The following is a 16,104-nucleotide window of genomic DNA, read 5'->3' as shown; positions in this document are numbered from 1 at the left end:
GTCAATAAGCAACTTTTGCCATCGGCCCTGCTACGCCCTTGCCGCCATCTGGCTTACAATCGCTGTTTTATCCGTCCCCGAATGCCTACATGGAAACCACTACCCTCGCCCTGCTGCTCCTGGTCCCGCTGCTGGTCTGGCGCATTTATTCGCGCCTGAAGAAACTCGTGGCGCGCCAGAAATCGCAGCTGTGGCGCCACTGGCTGGTGGCCGTCGGCTTCCCCGCACTGCTGCTGTTCCTGGCGACGACGACGAAATTCGAACTGCTGCCCCTGTCCAGCCTGGGCGCGGGTGCGCTGGCGGGCGGCTGGCTGGGTGTGCTGGGCTTGAAGCTGACGCGTTTCGAACACGTCGGCAAGGATTTTTTCTTTACCCAGCACCGCTACCTGGGCCTGGCCATCACGATGCTGTTCATCGCCCGCTTGCTGTATCGCGGCATGGAAATCTACCTGAACACGCGCCTCGACGTGCCCGTGCCGCCGCCGCCGTTCGGCCAGAGCGCGCTGACCATGGCCGCCTATGGCCTGGTCATCGGCTATTACTCGGTGTACGCCTGGGGCCTGCTGCGCTGGCGCCAGCGCAACAAACCCCTGGAAGTCACCGAGTAAGCCGGGTCAGTAGTACTGGCACAGACCGGTACACGCCGTCACCGCCAGTGCCTGGCGTATCGTCGCCAGCGCCGGCGCCAGCGCGGGATCGAGATCCTGGTCCGCATCGGCCAGGCTGGTCAGCAAACGCTCGCGCAACGGCGGCGCCATCAGGTTGGCATTCGCCGTGGCGTGCTGCGCCGCCGCTGCCAGCATCACCTTCTTTTGCGCCACGGTCCAGAACGGCACCTGCACGAACTGCACCACATTGGCAAACACGGTGCCGGATCCCTTGCTGAACGCGCGGGCGCGCAGGCGCTCGGCCCCGCTCACATCCTGCGCGGGCTGCGCGCGGAACTCGGTTTCCATCAAGCCGATCAAGTGCGCATGGCAATGCATGCTGAAGGCAAACAGGGCGGCCATTTCATCGCCGTAATCGGCCAGATTCCGCGTCACCTGCTCCTTGCGCGCCTGCTGCAGTTCGACGCCGGACAGCGGCAGCGGCCGCTGCAAGTCAAACGTGTAATACGCCTTGCCCAGATTGGTCGCCCGCTCGCACACGGCCACGCTCCGGTCCATGTCCTGCAGCGCGGCGGCGGGCGCCTGGAACAGGCGCGGGCCATCGGCGACCTGGGCAAACAGCGCCGCCACGCCGGGATCGCGCAGGCGCGGCAAGCCGTTCGCCGAGGTGGATGCGGCCACCATCGCTTGCAGGCGCTCGCTGGCCTGCTGGAAATCGGTGTAGCTGTCGGCCCTGGCGGCAGGCGCGGCCAGCAGCGCGCCCAGGCAGAGCAAACGGAGGTGGCGCTTGAGGATCAACATTGGCACGGCGATGTCTTTCTATTTCGTTAGCAAGTAATGGGGGCGCAACGCAGGCGCTTCGCCCGTATTCTCGCTGCCACCCTCGACATTGCCGAAATACACGTTCAGATCCTGCTGCGGGCGGAAGTTGCGCAGCTTGACTTGCAAGGTGGTGGGATTGATCTTGGTAAACGTGCCGGGGAAGCACAGGCTGATCAGCTCGTCCGGCTTGCCCTTGACCAGGTTCAAGGTAAAGTCTTCGATGCCATTCTTCCAGGTGTTGCCCGTCTTCAGGATGTACGAGACCCACTTGGCATTGACGAAGCCGCCCTCGCCCTGTTGTGCCGCCAGGCGGTTCCACGTCTTGTAGAAAGCCTTGTCGCCGCAATACTTCTGTTCAAATTCCTTGCCGTCGCCCAGGTAGGAGGCGCCGGGGCCGGCGGCCACGAAGGGGGCATATTGATGGCGCACGCGCACCGTCTTACCGGCAGGGAATGCCTGCCGCCACTGGTAGACCACCGTCACGGACCAGGCCGGCACCCATTCCTCGTCGTCGGACAGCTTGGCCAGCAAGCCTTCGGCGATCATGGCTTTTTTCTGCGCGGCGTTCAAGGCCGCCACCTTTTTTTCGAACGGGCTGAACGACGGGAAATAGGCCACTTGCGCATCCGACAGGCCCAGCTGCGCCAGGCGCGCCGTCACGTCACGGCCGTCGAGCCTGGCGACCAGCACGGTCTGGTAATCCTTGCGCTTGCCGTCGACCTCGATCGAGAACTGCTGCGGCTGGCCATAGTACGTGGGCGACTGGTGATAGCCGGCCTGGTAGGCGGGCAGCGGGAAGATGATGGTCTCTTCCACATCGTTTTTCGATTCGTTGAGAAACTCGTACTCGACCTTGATCAAGTCCGTGCTGACAGTCAGCACTTCCTTTTTCATGGCCACGGCATCGGTCTTGCCGACGATAATGCCGCCGGCGCTGACGGAGCCGATGCCGTCATTGGCCATGGCCGCGCCGGCCATGGCCAGCGACAGGGCCGCGGCCATCACGCACTGGCGCGCGGCCCTCATGCCGCCTTGCCCGTTACGGGATCGACGCGGCGCTGCAGCACGAAAATCGGTTGCGCCCATTGCGTATCCTTCTTTTTCTTACTCGTGATCAAGGTCAGCTCCGACGGATCGTAGACGTCCGTGTTGTGCGTCAGCGGCGTCGTCATCAGGTATTGCGCTTCCGTGTTTTTCAGGAATTCGCCGACCAGTTGAATATTGCGGATATCGAGGTGGGCAAACGGTTCGTCGATGAAGACGAAGCCGCCGGAACCGTCTTCCGATTTCAGCAAGCCGATCAGCAGCACCAGCGATTTCATGACCTGCTGGCCGCCCGACGCTTCGCCATCGTTCATGCCGATGACGCCCTTGCCGTCGAATTTGAAGCGCACGTGCAAGCCCGCCTGCGACAGCTGCACATCGTCGTTTTCCAGGCGCACGGGATCGGCATGCACTTCGATGCCGGCCAGTTCGCCCAATTCCTTGATGTTCTTGCTGTAGGTCTTGATGGTGTAGCGCAAGCGCTCCATGTAGGCGCCACGGGCGTTGCCCGTCGCTTCGATGGCGCGGTTGTTCTGGTAGCGGCGCTCGTCCGTTTCCGACTGGCGGCCATGCAGCTGGTCCGACAGGCGGTGGTGCTGGTCGATGACGGTGGCGTCGAGTTCCCAGTCGTCGCGCGCCAGGCTGTTTTGCAGGCTGGCCACGCGCAAATCGACCTGGTGCGCATTCTGGTGTTCGGCCACCAGCGCGGCGCGGCGGCTGGGGCGCTTCCAGCTTTTCGGCAAGTGGCGCCAGGCGCGGCGCAGGGCCAGCAAGGCGCGCGCATGCTCGGCGCGCTGTTCGATCTGCTTCTTGTAGCCGAGGCGCGAGCCCGCTTCCGCCTCGGACAGGGCCAGGCGCGCGTTTTGCCACACCGTATCGGCGCGCGTGCGCGCCACGGTGGCGTTCTTCGTCAGATTCTGCAGCTCGCCCAGGCGGCCGCCCACTTCCAGGCGCTCTTCCTTGAGCGGCTTCGAGTTGCGCAGCGCTTCGGCGAATTCTTCCTGGCGCGCACTCAATTCCTTGGCCGCGTCGACGCCGGCGATGCGCGCTTTTAACGCACCCACTTCCGCCGCCAGCTTGGAGATCGCCAAGGTGAGGGTATCTTCCTGCCCTTCCAGGCCCGGCAAGGAGCGCAGCAGCGCTTCCAGGCGGCCGCTGCGGCCAGCCTGGCCGAAGCGGTAGCGCGACGCTTCCACGAACAGCGAGCGTCCGCCACGGCGTTCGCGGTGATACGCCTCGGGCGTGATCCACTCTTCATGGTTGCCCAGTTTAAAGCCCGCCTCGACGGAATCGACGCGGGCGATGCGCGACAGCTGCTCGATCAGCCAGCTCGGGACGGGCGCGGAAAATTTCACTACCGCCAGCAGGCTGTCATCCTTTGCCACGGGCGCCGTGACCAGGTCGGGCACGATGAAGTGGCGGTAGCGTTCCTTTTCCGCCAGGCGGTAGGCGGCAGCCGCATCCTTGGCCTTGTCCAGCAGCACCACCGAGGCGTAGCCGCCCAGCACGCCTTCGACGGCGCCCTGCCAGCGGCTGTCCGTCACTTCGACGATATCGGACAGCATGGCGTGGGAAATGCCCGCGTCGCGCAGCGCGCGGCGCATGCCGCGCACATTCTCCGGCTCCGGCATGGCCGTCTTGCCTTGCAGCGCGGCAATCGTTGCCTGTTCGGCCGCGATGCGCGCCGCCAGGGCGTCGCGCTGCTGGCGCTGCTGCAGCAATTGCGCTTCCTTCTGTTCCAGCTGCGCCGCCACCTCGGCGATGTCGCTGCCCGAATCGGCCGCCAGCTTGTGCAGGCGCTCCTTCTGCTCCAGCAGGCTGTCCAGCGGTTTCAGTTTGCTATTGATCAGGGAAAGGCGGCTCTGCAAGCCGATCGATTCCTGTTCCAGCAGGGTTTCATTCATCTGCGCGTCGGACAGGGCCTTGGCCTGCGCCGCCAGCGCATTGCGCTTGTCCGTCAGCTGCTGGTCCGCCTGCGCCATCGGTTTGCGCGCATCGCGCAACTGGCGGCTGGCCGCGGCGGCCTTTTCGCGCGCCTCGTGATACTGCAGGCTGGGCAGCACTTCTTCCAGCAAGTTGCGGCGTTCCTTGTGTAAACCTTCCCACTGGTGGTAATTGGCCACGCGCAGGCGCAAGCCTTCCAGGTTGGTCTTCGACGCTTCCAGTTCCGTCTCGAAACGCTTCAGCTCCACTTCCGTGTCGCGCTGGTGGCGCTTGGCTTCGTCGTAGGCGTCCAGCACTTCCTTGTCGCCGAACACCTGGAACACGAGGTCGAGCAGCTGGCGCGGCGCGTATTCGCACAATTTGTCCGTCTCGCCCTGCTCCAGCGCCAGCACTTTCGACATGGCCGGCGACAGGCCCGCATTGGCCAGGCGCTTGCGGTAGTTTTCCACGCCCAGCCAGTCGTTGGCGTCGGCGATGTCCTCGATCTGCACATTGCCCGGACGCATCAGATACTGGCGCTTCCAGTCGCCGCCATTCTTCTGGATCTGGCAAAACAGGGTCACTTCATCATCGCTGAAGAAGCCGGAGCTGCGGAACGGACGGTTCGACAGCTGCTTGCCCACGTTCTTGTTGTCGACCACGGCGCGCAGCCAGGCCGTCTGCTGGCCCGAATGGCGCGCATAGTGTTTATACGTGCGGCCCATCGAGCAATCGAGTCCGAACAGGGTGCGCAAGGCGTCGAGCAAGGTGGTCTTGCCCGAGCCGTTCTGCCCCGCGATGGTGATGATCTTCGCGTCGAGCGGAATATTCTTGATGCGCTGCCAGTAATCCCAGTGCACCAGTTCAAGTGATTTGATATGAAACATGGGTACTTTCAGTGAGGGAGGTCGGACACGGGCTCGTCGCCCGCGTCGGGCAGATCGCCGATGTCGGCGGACAGGTCGGCATCCTGCAGCGGATCACCGCTGACGGCCACCAGGCGCGCGGGCGCCCGCTTGAACACGTCGGCCAGGGCGCCGTTGATGATGCGCTCCTTCAGCACGTCCGTATCCATCATCAGGTCCAGCAGCGGGCCTTCCAGGATATAGTCGCCGCGCCGCTCGATGAAGCCCAGCTTGGCCAGGGTGCCCAGGTTCATGTCCATGCGCGTCTTCTTGCCCAGCTTGTCGCCGAAGTCCGACAGCAGCGCCTTGTAGGCGATGCCGATCGACGCATCTTCCGCGCGCGGCAGCGGCTTTTCCGTGCCGAACATGTCGTTCTGGTCGTCGTCCGCATGCTGGTGCGTTTCCTGGCGTTCGCGCTTGGGCAGGATGATCTGCGCCCACAGCACCACCAGCAAGGCCACGCCATCGCGCGCCAGGCCGAAGTTATTGTTTTGCCACACGTCGCGCGCGCCGAAGATCTTCGGCTCGATGGTGCGCGTCAGGGCCAGCGTGACATGGTCGGCGTACACGTTGTCGAGCAGCTTCAGGCCGCAGGCGAGCAGGCGCGCATCGATCTCGGCGCGGAACAGCTCGTCGGACAGCACGCGCTTGACGAGCTTGTCGTCGCGGCGCAGGGTTTGATGCGTGAGCAGGCGCGCAATCAGGATTTGGGAATCGTCATTCATCGGCGGTGCCGCTATCTAAATCAAGTGAAACATTCAGTGAAAGCGAGGCGATCGACATGGCCGCCACGTGGGGGTCGGTCAGCTGGACCATCTCGTCGGTCGGTGTAAAGGTAATCGGCAGGCGGGCCAGTTCGGCCGTCGAGCCTTGCAAGCTCGCTTCGGACACGTCGCCCAGCAGCGGCAGCATCGAGGCGCGGTACGAGGCCACGGCAAAGCTGGCCGGCAGCAGGGAATCCTGCACGGGCACGGATTTCGGCCCCTCTTCGCCGATGCTGGGGAAATTGCCCAGGCTGGCGAAGTTCGACAGGCGGTCCAAAAGGTCATCGAGTTCAAGCTGCATGGCGGGTCCGTCGCTGATGGTGGTGGGCGCGTCCTCGCCGCTGGGCAGGCCCGTGTTGGTCACGCCTGCCGCCCGTTCGGACAGCAGTTCCGTTTCGGCCACGTCGATCATCTCGGCCGGCGTGGAGAACAGGGGCACGACAGGCTGGTCGATGGCGCCCTCGGCCAGGCTGGCCAGGTCGTCGTGCTGCAGCAGCCAGCGCTTGATGTCCGTCGTCGACAGGCCCGACTGGCCCAGGTGCACGCGCTGGCGCTCGATCTGGTTCAGCGCGCGCGAAAACATGCCTTGCATGTTCAGCAATTTACTCTGCGCGCGGCCGATCGCCTGCGCCGCCTTGTGCGTGGCGCTGTCGGCGTTTTCATCGGAGGTGATGGCGACGAGGATCTCGGAGCCCTTCTCGACCCAGTCGCAGGCCATGTTCCACTTCGCCTGCGCCGTGCGCAGCCGGAATTCGGAACCGGACGCGATGGCGTCGGAAAATTCTTCCGTCAAATCCACCAGGCGCCCCAGCAAATGCTGGAGTTGCTCGACCGACACGCCGCCGACGGCTTGCGCGCCGGCCACCTGCGACAGCAAAAAGCCCATTTCCGCCTCGTCTTCCGTCTGGCCCAGGCCCAGCAGGCTGTCGATGGCGGACAGCACATTGCGCGCCATGGGCGTGACCCGGTACACGCCCTGCTGCGCATCCCAGGCCAGCAGCTGGTTCGAGCGCAGGCGCAGCAAGACCGTTTCCAGGCTTTCCGGCAACAGGTACGCCAGCTTGGTGTTGATATCGGCGCGCGTATACGCGGACGTGGCCGCATCGGCGGCCAACTCGCGCAACACCAGCAGGCGCACCAGCACGCCGTCGAAACCGCCGTGGAAGAGAGCGGTAAACACTTGCAGCAAGGGCTGCGCCCGCTTCAAATGGAAAACCTGCTCGATCTCGTCGGCTGAGATATTCGGCTGGAAATGCGCCTGCAAGGAATCGTGATGCTCTTGCTCTGTCTGATTTGCATCCGTAGCCACGGCTGCACTTGCCATTATATCAATCATTCTATTCCGGATGAGTGTTCAGCGGGCGGCGCAGCGGGCTAACGCGGCGCTGCGGGGCGGGGGCGTCAGTATATCAGTTCTGACATGCAATTTAGCGCGTGGGAGGACAGCCTGCGGGCAGTCAGGTTGCCGAGTGTTGTATTGACGGAAACCCCAATGGCGAAGACCGTCGGTTCCTGCTGAATCGGCCTGCCCCCCCGCCGGGCGCATGCCCCCTCAGGGTCCGACCCCGGTTTTTGCATCCGGGTTGGCAACTTGATACAAAAACCATTGGCAAGCGCTTACTTCTTGACGATCTTCTGCAAGGTTTGCTCGACGTAATCGCCACCGTCCGCGTCGGCGAATGTCACCTTGACGGGATACCATTCCAGCGACGGCGCCAGCCACAGGTCCACTTGCTGGCCTTTCTTGTCCGGCGGCGGCGCCTTGACCAGGTGGATGGCGGCCACGTCGCCCATGCCCGTGGACACGGATTCCTCCTTGACGACCTTGAAGACCCACGGCTCGGCATCGTGCGCGCCGGCCACAAAGAAGGCCCATTCCGAGCCGGGGACGAATTTCTCGGGTGCGGCGCGCGCCACGCTGGCCAGTTGCCAGACGGCGCTGTTGCGGTCCTGTTCGCCGCCTTTCAGCGGATACGTTTCATCGCCTTCGCCAAAGACGATGGTCTTGCTGTCGCGCTTGAAGTTGGTCGTGACGGCATCCTTGCGGAAGCGCTTTTCCACGAATTGCGCGGGCGCCAGGCCATATTCGTCCACAGTTCCTTCGCTGCGCTGCTCGAGGATCTTGCCGAACAGAGCCGCCTTGGTTTCGGCCAGCAGCGAATACTTGCCATCGCCCACGCGCCAGTTGCTGACGGATTCGCCGGACAGGCCGATGCCGCGCTGCTTGGCCTTGATCGAATAGACGAGGTCGGCCGAAGGCGCCAGCTTGTACGGGCGCTTGATGACGGGGTGGTCGACAGGCGCGTCGGCCATGGCGGGAGTCAGGGTGGCGGCCAGCACGCCAGCGGCCAGCAAGTGTTTCAAGGTAGTCAGAGTCATCATTTATTTTCCTGTTGCGTCATTGACGGAGATCTTCGTGACGGTTTGCGTGGTCAAAGCCCCGCTCGCCTCAGTATTGCGTATTTGTACCGGATACCACTGCATCGATGGCGCCAGCCAGATATCGAGCTGCGACGAATACGTGCCCGGCTTGGGCGGCCGGCGCACATGCCACGTCACCAGGCGGCCCATCCGGGTATCGAGTTCTTCCTCGCCCACCAGCTGGAAGCGGAACACGGTCGCTTCCTTTTCCTCGCCGACGAGGATATCGATATTGCCAGCCAGCTGGTTGACGTCGGCGCGGCCGATGGCGGCCAGCTGGAACGGCACGCTGGCCTTGTCCTGCGCCCCCTCCTGCCAGGGCGCCGTGGCCGTCGTGGCCGAAAACGTGATGAGCTTGCTATCACGGTTGAAATGCGTGGCCGTTTGCGCGCGGCCCTTGCGCTTCTCCGTGGCCGTGACGGGCACGATGCCCGTGCCATCGATCAGCCCCTCGCTGGTCAGCACCAGCAGGTTGATGCGCGTGATCAGCATGCTCAAGCCCACTTCCAGTTTCAGCTGATACGTAGCGCCCTGGTTATCCCATGCCATGGAGGCCACGCCCTGCCACTTGGTGCCATCCGCGTCACGCCGGTCCACGTGCAGGTCGAACTGGGCCGAGGCAGGCGCATTCGTCTTGTAGCGCCGCGCCTGTTCGACGGCCGGTGGCGGCGGTGCGGGCGCCGGCGCGGGAACTTCCGCCACGGCCGGGGCCGGCGCCGTGATGGCGGGCGCGCCCGCCGCTGGCGGGGCCGGCGTCACCGGCCCTGGCGGCGCCTCGCTGGCCGGCGCCGTCAACTGCGCCGACTCGCTCGACGGCAAGTCCGTCAGCGGCGGCGGTGGCGGCAGCCTGGGCTTGGGCACGGGCAGCTCGGGCGGTGGCGGTGGCACCGGCAAAGGCTGTGGCTCGGGCGGTGCGGCAAGCAGGGCCATGCTGACCACCTGCGCGCCGTCCGGCCGTAGCGGCACCATGCTGGCACGCGACGTGAGCCATTCCAGCGCCATGTAATGCAGCGCGCCGATCACCGCGACGAAGACGACGGTGCGGCGGCGTGGCGAGGAAAAGAAGGAAGCGGGCATCATGAGGCGTAGTGTAACGCTTTCGCCCCCTTCTCTGCTTCTTGCCCGTGCTCAACTTCTGATGTTTTATGTAAGAAAATGTTCGCGCGCTTGCGTCAGTTGCAAGCTGATATCTGCTACGCTAGGCCTATCCATCTACCAGGAGATTTCGCATGGCAAACCCGCAAATGCCCCAAATGCCGGGCGCAGCAGTTGTGACCGATACGCTCGACTTCGTCAAGAACCTGTGGGGCAGCATGAGCGTGCCTGGCATGGGCGTGCCCGGCATCACGGCGCCCACCATGTCGGTCGAAGAGCTGGACAAGAAGATCAACGACCTGAAAGCCGTCGAAGCGTGGCTGAACCTCAATACCAGCATGCTGCGCGGCAGTATCCAGGCCCTGGAAGTACAGCGTGGCACCATCGCCACCCTGAAATCGATGGGCGCTTCCCTGGCGGCCGCCATCACCCAGCCCGGCGCCAGCGACAAGTCGCTGTTCGAATCCGTGCCGTATGCCTCCGCGTTTTTCCAGCAGGCGGCGCCAGCTGCGCCAGCGCCTGAGGCGAAACCTGCACCGGCTCCCGCACCGGAACCGGCAGCGGCCCCTGCGGCGGTGCCCGCCGACGCCGGCGGCCATGCGGCAGCCCAGCTGGCCAATCCGAGTGCTTGGTGGAATTTGTTACAAGATCAGTTCAAACAGGCGGTGTCGACGGCGATGTCGCCTGATGCGGCCAGTGCGGCAGCGGCCGGTTTTGGCGGCGGAACGGCGGGCGCGACGGCCAAGCCAGCGGCCGGCAAGTCCGCCAAGCCGGCAGACGCAGGCACGGCAGCCAAGGCCAAGGCCCCGCTGCGCAAGGCGCCGGCAAAGCGCGCGGCACCCAAGTCCAAGGCGCCAGGCAAATCCTGACGGCCCTGAGAGGCGATATGATCAGGCGATACGATGAATGCGGATCGCCTCGATCTGATTGTCGGCCTGGCGTTTAACGTCACCGATCGTGATCAGGCCTTCGTCGGCCAGCGCCTTGGCGTGCTCGTACGAAGACTGGAATGTTTCCAGCGTGTCTCCCTTGGCGGCCACCGGGCGTACCCAGGCAACGGCGCCGACTTTCATTTTTTTGTATACTTCATTGACCACATCACGCATAGTTTCTTCCTTATTGTTGTAAAGCAACTCAAGCGCAGGCGAACCCACGCTGGCCCCTAGTTTATCATCCGGCACGCTGGCGCACGACTTTTCCCCCTTTTTCCGGCGCGGGCGGGGCTTTTTCCAGTACCACGGCCACCGCTTCCGGCTCCGCGGGGGGCGTCAACTGCACCAGTTGCTCCATCAATTGGGCAAAGCGCTGCTGTCCTGGTGCAATTTTGTCTACATACAACAACACTTCCATGGCTTCGGCCGCCAAGTCCGCCTGGTAGCCACGCTGCTGCAGGAAAGAGACGATGATTTGCGCCGAATTGAACAGGATGCGCAGGTTGTTCGGCAGCTTTTCGCGCGCCGTGCGCATCCAGGCCACCGCTTCGTTGAGCTTGTCCGTCTTCCACAGCAGCACGCCCTTGTTCATCAAGTCCGACGCTTCCTTGCGCGCGGCGATGATCAGGCTCGTGCCCTCGTCGCCCATCTTCGCCTTGTCGAAGATCTTTTGCACCTCGTCCTGCACCACCTGGTTGTCGTGGTTGTTCTTCACCACGTAGCACAGCAGGCCGGCCGGCGCATCCTTCACGCCGACGGCGAACAGCAGGGTCGCCAGTTCCATGCAGATATTTTTCTCGGGCCGCGCCGGGTCCTCGACCAGCATGGCTTCCAGTTCGTCGCCGCATTTGCGCGCGCGCCGGTAGTCGCCCGTTTCGTGGTGCACCATGCCTTCCGTGATCTTCGCCCGCAAGCCGATCTGCTCGGGCGAGAATTCGCGCTGCGCCAGCAGCAGCCACTGCAGTGCCTCCTTGGCATCCTTTTTCAGGCCGCACACGCGCGCCAGGCCCAGGTAGGCGTCCGGCGTCTTCATGACGGAAAACTCGCCGATGGAAATGCATTTGCGGAAGGCCTTTTCCGCCATGCCCACATTGCCGATGCGGAGCGCCGCCTGGCCCAGGTTGCGCTGGCGCGGCACGGAATTGGGCGACAGGCGCGCCGCCTTTTCCAGCACGCCGCAGGCTTCCTCATGCTGGCCCATCAGCTGATAGGCGACGGCCATCTGGTCGTAGGCGTCGATGTAGTACTTGTTCTCGACGATCACGCCCTGGAAGATCTGCCGCGCCGCCTCGTGCTCGCCGTTATTCATGCGGATCTTGCCCAGGCCCGCCCTGGCCCAGCTGTAATCGCGGTCGGCCAGCACTTTTTCATACACGGCGCGGGCCTTTTCCGGCTCGCCGCTCTTCAGCAGCAAACTGGCCTTCATGCGCAGCAGTTCCAGCTCGTGCAGCTTGTTGACCTCGATCTGCGCGTCGCACAGCCTGGCCGCGCGCAGATAATCCTTTTCCATGCAGGCCTGGTCGATTTCGCGGAACACCTGCTTCTTGTGCCACACGCGGTTCAGGCGCGTCAGCAGCACGCCTTCCGTGATGGGCTTGATCAGGTAGGCGTCGGGCTGGTGCTCGGCCGCGCCCATCACCGACTCCACGCTCTTCTCGGCCGAGACCATCAGCCACACGCTGGACGGCGCCGTCAGGTTGCGCACGCGCGTCTCTTCCAGCACTTGCTGGCCGTTCTTGCCTTCGCCCAGGTTGTAGTCGCACAGCACCACGTCGTAGCGCGTCTTGGCCAGCAGCTTCATGGCTTCGCCGCCGCTGGCCGCCTGGTCGATGTGGCGCGCGCCCAGGTTGCGCAGCGATTCGCGCAGCAGGATGCGGATGCCGATGAAGTCGTCGACCAGCAGATAATGCTTGTCGGCCCAGTCGGTGCTGCCCGCTTCGGCGGCGGTGGCGTGGCTGTCGGTCATGGTGTCCTCGCTCAGGGCAGGCGCAGGATGAAGCAGCCGCCGCCCAGGGCGCCGCCATTTTCCAGCGCGATGCTGCCGCCCTGCCCCCGGTGCTTGTGCATCTTTGCCACTTCGCTGGAAAAATACAGACCCAGGCCCGTGCTGTTGGTGGAAAAGTTCACGCCGGCCGCCATGCCATCCATGGCCGCGCTGCCCGCGTCGAGCAAGGCTTGCGTATAGCCTTCGCCATTGTCTTCCACGCGCAGCTCCAGCATGCCCTCGTGCTCCCGCACCGACAGGCGGATCGTGTCGCGCGTATAGCGGATGGCATTGTTGATGGCATGCGCCAGCACGCCGATGACGAGGTCTTCGTCGAGCGTCCAGATCAGCTCCGGCGGACAGGCCGTCTCCAGGCGAATGCCCTTCGAGGCCAGCAGGATTTTTTCCTGGTCCACCACCTGATCGATGACCTGGCCCACCAATTGCGGCCGCACGTCGAACGGGTAGCCGGGCTTGCCCACTTCCTTGTACAGGGCCAGCAGCTGGATCAGGTTATCGTTGAGGCGCTTGGTCTGGTACAGCATCTGCGCCATCTGCAGGTAGGCGGGGTCCGCCTGGGGCGCGGCCTTGGCCTGCTCGGCCGCCAGCAGCGATTCCAGCGTGCCGCTGACCACGCTGATCGAATTTTTCATGTCGTGCACGGTCGACGCCAGGAACAGGAAAAGCTCGGGCGAGCTGTGTTGATCTTCCACCAGATATCTCCTCGGGCGCCGGCGGCACGGCGCCGCGGCTTGAATATTGCCAAGGATAAATTATACCGCCAGCCTGCGGGCGCCTGCCAGCCACGCGCAAAGTCCGTGACATGACGCAACAATGCCGCCCCCGCTGGCGCAGGGGCGGCATCCGCTTGTCAAGCCAACCAGCTCAGCGGCGCGCGCCCGCCAGGCGTTTCACCACGACGATCATGCGGTCGATTTCCTCATACGTATTGTAGAAGGCGAACGAGGGACGCACGGTCGCTTCCACGCCGAAGCGGCGCAGGATAGGCTGGGCGCAATGGTGGCCCGAGCGCACGGCGATGCCCTCGTCGTTCAGGGCACTTCCCACTTCCGCCGGCGCATAGCCGGCCAGAACAAAGGAAGCCACGCTCGCCTTTTCAAACGCCGTGCCGATCAGGCGCACGCCGGGTATGGCTTGCAGCTGCTGCGTGGCGTAGTCGAGCAGCGCGTGCTCGTAGGCGGCGATGTTTTCCAGGCCGATGCGTGCTACGTAATCGATGGCCGCACCCAGGCCCACGGCATCGGCGATATTGCCCGTGCCCGCCTCGAAACGGTTCGGCACGCCCTGGTAAACGGTGCGCTCGAACGTGACGTCGGCGATCATGTTGCCGCCGCCCTGCCACGGCGGCAATTGCTCCAGCAAGTCCGCCTTGCCATACACGGCGCCGATGCCCGTCGGGCCGAACACCTTATGCCCCGAGAACACGTAAAAATCGGCGCCCAGCGCCTGCACGTCCACGCGCAGGTGCGACACGGCCTGCGCGCCATCGACCAGCACGCGCACGCCGGCCGCATGCGCCAGCGCGATGATCTGCGCCACCGGTGTCACCGTGCCCAGCGCATTCGACACCTGCGTCACCGACACCAGTTTCGTGCGCCCGTTGAGCAGCTTGCGGAATTCGTCGAGGAGGATCTGCCCGCTGTCGTCGACGGGTATCACGCGCAGCGTCGCGCCCTTTTCCGCCGCCAGCTGCTGCCACGGCACGATGTTGGCATGGTGCTCCAGCTGCGAGACGATGATCTCGTCGCCGCTGCCGATGTACTTGCGCCCGAAGGTGTTGGCGATCAAATTGATGCCTTCCGTGGCGCCGCGCACAAAAATGATTTCATTGGCCGAGGCGGCGCCCAGGAAGCTGGCCACCTTGGCGCGTGCGGCCTCGTACGCGTCGCTGGCGCGCGCCGCCAGCGCGTGCGCGGCGCGGTGGATGTTCGAATTCTCGTGCGCATAAAAGTACGCGATGCGGTCGATCACCGACTGCGGCTTGTGCGTGGTGGCCGCATTGTCGAACCAGGCCAGCGGCTTGCCGTTGACCCGCTCGGCCAGCACGGGAAAGTCGCGCCGCACGGCGTGCACGTCGAATGGCGCCGGCGCTTGCTGCAGGCCGGGCCGCGCCGCCGCAGGCAGCTCGGTCTGGAAATAGAACGCGGGCTGGCTGTCAGCCGGCGATGCGGGCAGCTGGCGCGCGGGCGTGCGCTGCGGCGTGGCGAACAGGCCCCGCAAATCATCCGCTGCCGTTTGTCCCAGGCCCTGCTGCGCCAGGCCATCGAGCTTGCCTGGTGACGCGGGATAGCCATGCGCGCCGCCGATAAAATAGTACGGCGACGGCGCGGCGACGCTGGATGCGCGCGGCGTGGGCACCGAGGCGGGCGCCGGCGCAATCGGCGCTTCCAGTGGCGCCGTCACGGGCGGCACCTGCGCCGTCGCCACGCCGGGGGCGATGGCGGCGAACGATGGTCCCAGCTGCGGCGGCGCGCGATGCGCGTAGCGGGGCGCCGCATCAAGCACGCTGCCCGAGCCGCCGAGGCTGGGCGACTTGTCAAGCGTCGGCAAACGGGCAAAGAATTCGCCGGCCAGGCGGTTCAGGGTCGCTTCGTCGGGCAGCAAGGAGGACGGCGGCAGGGCCGCCGCGCCATCACTTGTAGGTGTCTGGGTAGTCATGGTATTTACCGATCTCCACGTCTTCCAGTACGGCCAGCGCATCGTCCGTCAGCACGGCCAGCGAGCAATACAGCGAAATCAGATAGGACGAAATCGCGTGGCGGTTGATGCCCATGAAGCGCACGGACAGGCCCGGGCTTTGCTCGCCCGCCAGGCCAGGCTGGAACAGGCCGATCACGCCCTGGCGCTGCTCGCCCGCGCGCAGCAGGATGATTTTCGTCTTGCCGTCTTCGATGGGCAGTTTATCGGATGGCACCAGCGGCACGCCGCGCCAGGTGAGGAATTGCGAACCGAACAGGCTGACGGTCGGCGGCGGCACGCCGCGGCGCGTGCATTCGCGGCCAAAGGCGGCAATGGCCAGCGGGTGGGCGAGGAAGAAGCCCGGCTCCTTCCACACTTTTGTCAGCAGCTCGTCGAGGTCGTCCGGCGTGGGCGCGCCCGTCAGGGTAAAGATGCGCTGGTCGTCGTGCACGCTGGCCAGCAGGCCGTAATCGGGATTATTGATCAATTCGCTTTCCTGGCGCTCCTTGATCGTCTCGATGGTCAGGCGCAGCTGCTCCTTGATCTGGTCGTGCGGGCTGCTGTACAGGTCCGACACGCGCGTGTGCACGTCAAGCACCGTGCTGACGGCATTGAGGAAATATTCGCGCGGCTGCTCGTCGTAGTCGACGAAGGTTTGCGGCAGTTCGGACTCGTCGCGCTGCGAGCAGGCCACGCGCACGTCCTTCGGATTTTTCACGCGGTTCAGGCGGTAGATACCCGCTTCCACGGGCAGCCACTGCAGCAGGTGCACCAGCCAGCGCGGCGTGATGGTGGACAGCTGGGGAACGCTCTTGCTGGCATTGGCCAGCTGGCGCGCGGCGTTATCGCCCAGCGCAAACTGGCTATCGGGGGTTGCTTCGGCCATCAACGACTCCTAATGAGAAA

Annotated in this window: 14 protein-coding genes; 2 read left to right on the top strand and 12 right to left on the bottom strand. The window is 64.5% G+C overall.

Annotated features, from left to right (window positions below):
• Window positions 1-89 precede the first annotated feature (89 nt).
• Window positions 90-608, top strand: coding sequence for a CcdC protein domain-containing protein (locus BM193_RS24635; RefSeq protein ID WP_092802160.1), 519 nt, complete (start codon window positions 90-92; stop codon window positions 606-608).
• 6 nt (window positions 609-614) lie between these two features.
• On the opposite strand, the gene BM193_RS24630 is transcribed toward BM193_RS24635, so the two are convergent.
• The 7 genes from BM193_RS24630 to BM193_RS24600 all read right to left on the bottom strand — a co-directional run bounded on the left by BM193_RS24630 (window position 615) and on the right by BM193_RS24600 (window position 9,567).
• The gene (locus BM193_RS24630) at window positions 615-1,415 is read right to left on the bottom strand and encodes a hypothetical protein (protein WP_139176310.1); all 801 of its coding nucleotides are present in this window, start codon (window positions 1,413-1,415) and stop codon (window positions 615-617) included.
• A 12-nt stretch (window positions 1,416-1,427) separates the two neighbouring features.
• Window positions 1,428-2,456: a DUF4424 family protein gene (locus BM193_RS24625; protein ID WP_175533407.1), complete on the bottom strand. Its 1,029-nt coding sequence runs from the start codon at window positions 2,454-2,456 to the stop codon at window positions 1,428-1,430.
• A complete protein-coding gene (locus BM193_RS24620; RefSeq protein WP_092801760.1) occupies window positions 2,453-5,284 on the bottom strand; it encodes an ATP-binding protein in 2,832 nt (943 codons plus the stop codon). Before BM193_RS24620 ends, BM193_RS24625 begins: the two co-directional genes overlap by 4 nt.
• An 8-nt stretch (window positions 5,285-5,292) precedes the next feature.
• Window positions 5,293-6,027 carry a hypothetical protein gene (locus BM193_RS24615; protein WP_092801763.1) on the bottom strand — a complete coding sequence of 245 codons (735 nt, stop codon included), beginning with the start codon at window positions 6,025-6,027 and terminating at the stop codon, window positions 5,293-5,295.
• Entirely contained in the window at window positions 6,020-7,390 is a 1,371-nt protein-coding gene (locus BM193_RS24610) for a hypothetical protein (RefSeq protein WP_092801766.1), read from the bottom strand. Before BM193_RS24610 ends, BM193_RS24615 begins: the two co-directional genes overlap by 8 nt.
• A gap of 293 nt (window positions 7,391-7,683) precedes the next feature.
• Complete coding sequence (locus BM193_RS24605) at window positions 7,684-8,448, bottom strand: DUF3108 domain-containing protein (protein WP_092801769.1); 765 nt, start codon at window positions 8,446-8,448, stop codon at window positions 7,684-7,686.
• Window positions 8,449-9,567 (bottom strand): DUF3108 domain-containing protein, encoded by a 1,119-nt coding sequence (locus tag BM193_RS24600; RefSeq protein ID WP_254786403.1) that lies wholly within the window; start codon window positions 9,565-9,567, stop codon window positions 8,449-8,451.
• Between the two features lie 149 nt (window positions 9,568-9,716).
• Here BM193_RS24600 and BM193_RS24595 point away from each other — a divergent pair, with 149 nt between their 5' ends.
• Window positions 9,717-10,451 carry a PhaM family polyhydroxyalkanoate granule multifunctional regulatory protein gene (locus tag BM193_RS24595; protein WP_092801772.1) on the top strand — a complete coding sequence of 245 codons (735 nt, stop codon included), beginning with the start codon at window positions 9,717-9,719 and terminating at the stop codon, window positions 10,449-10,451.
• A gap of 21 nt (window positions 10,452-10,472) precedes the next feature.
• Here the strand turns inward: BM193_RS24595 and BM193_RS24590 are convergent, their stop codons facing one another.
• The 5 genes from BM193_RS24590 to BM193_RS24570 all read right to left on the bottom strand — a co-directional run bounded on the left by BM193_RS24590 (window position 10,473) and on the right by BM193_RS24570 (window position 16,084).
• Window positions 10,473-10,688, bottom strand: coding sequence for a hypothetical protein (locus BM193_RS24590; protein WP_034753454.1), 216 nt, complete (start codon window positions 10,686-10,688; stop codon window positions 10,473-10,475).
• Window positions 10,689-10,752: 64 nt separating this feature from the next.
• Window positions 10,753-12,480: a tetratricopeptide repeat-containing response regulator gene (locus tag BM193_RS24585; RefSeq protein WP_092801775.1), complete on the bottom strand. Its 1,728-nt coding sequence runs from the start codon at window positions 12,478-12,480 to the stop codon at window positions 10,753-10,755.
• Between the two features lie 11 nt (window positions 12,481-12,491).
• Window positions 12,492-13,211, bottom strand: coding sequence for a sensor histidine kinase (locus tag BM193_RS24580; RefSeq protein ID WP_092801778.1), 720 nt, complete (start codon window positions 13,209-13,211; stop codon window positions 12,492-12,494).
• A 172-nt stretch (window positions 13,212-13,383) separates the two neighbouring features.
• Window positions 13,384-15,177 carry a family 2A encapsulin nanocompartment cargo protein cysteine desulfurase gene (locus BM193_RS24575; protein WP_092801781.1) on the bottom strand — a complete coding sequence of 598 codons (1,794 nt, stop codon included), beginning with the start codon at window positions 15,175-15,177 and terminating at the stop codon, window positions 13,384-13,386.
• Window positions 15,152-16,084 (bottom strand): family 2A encapsulin nanocompartment shell protein, encoded by a 933-nt coding sequence (locus BM193_RS24570; RefSeq protein ID WP_092801784.1) that lies wholly within the window; start codon window positions 16,082-16,084, stop codon window positions 15,152-15,154. The genes BM193_RS24575 and BM193_RS24570 overlap by 26 nt, the downstream gene beginning before the upstream one ends.
• Window positions 16,085-16,104 lie beyond the last annotated feature (20 nt).

Origin of the sequence: Janthinobacterium sp. 344 (assembly GCF_900112025.1) — a bacterium.
Lineage (GTDB): Bacteria > Pseudomonadota > Gammaproteobacteria > Burkholderiales > Burkholderiaceae_D > Janthinobacterium.
This window is presented reverse-complemented; position numbering and strand designations above follow the sequence as displayed.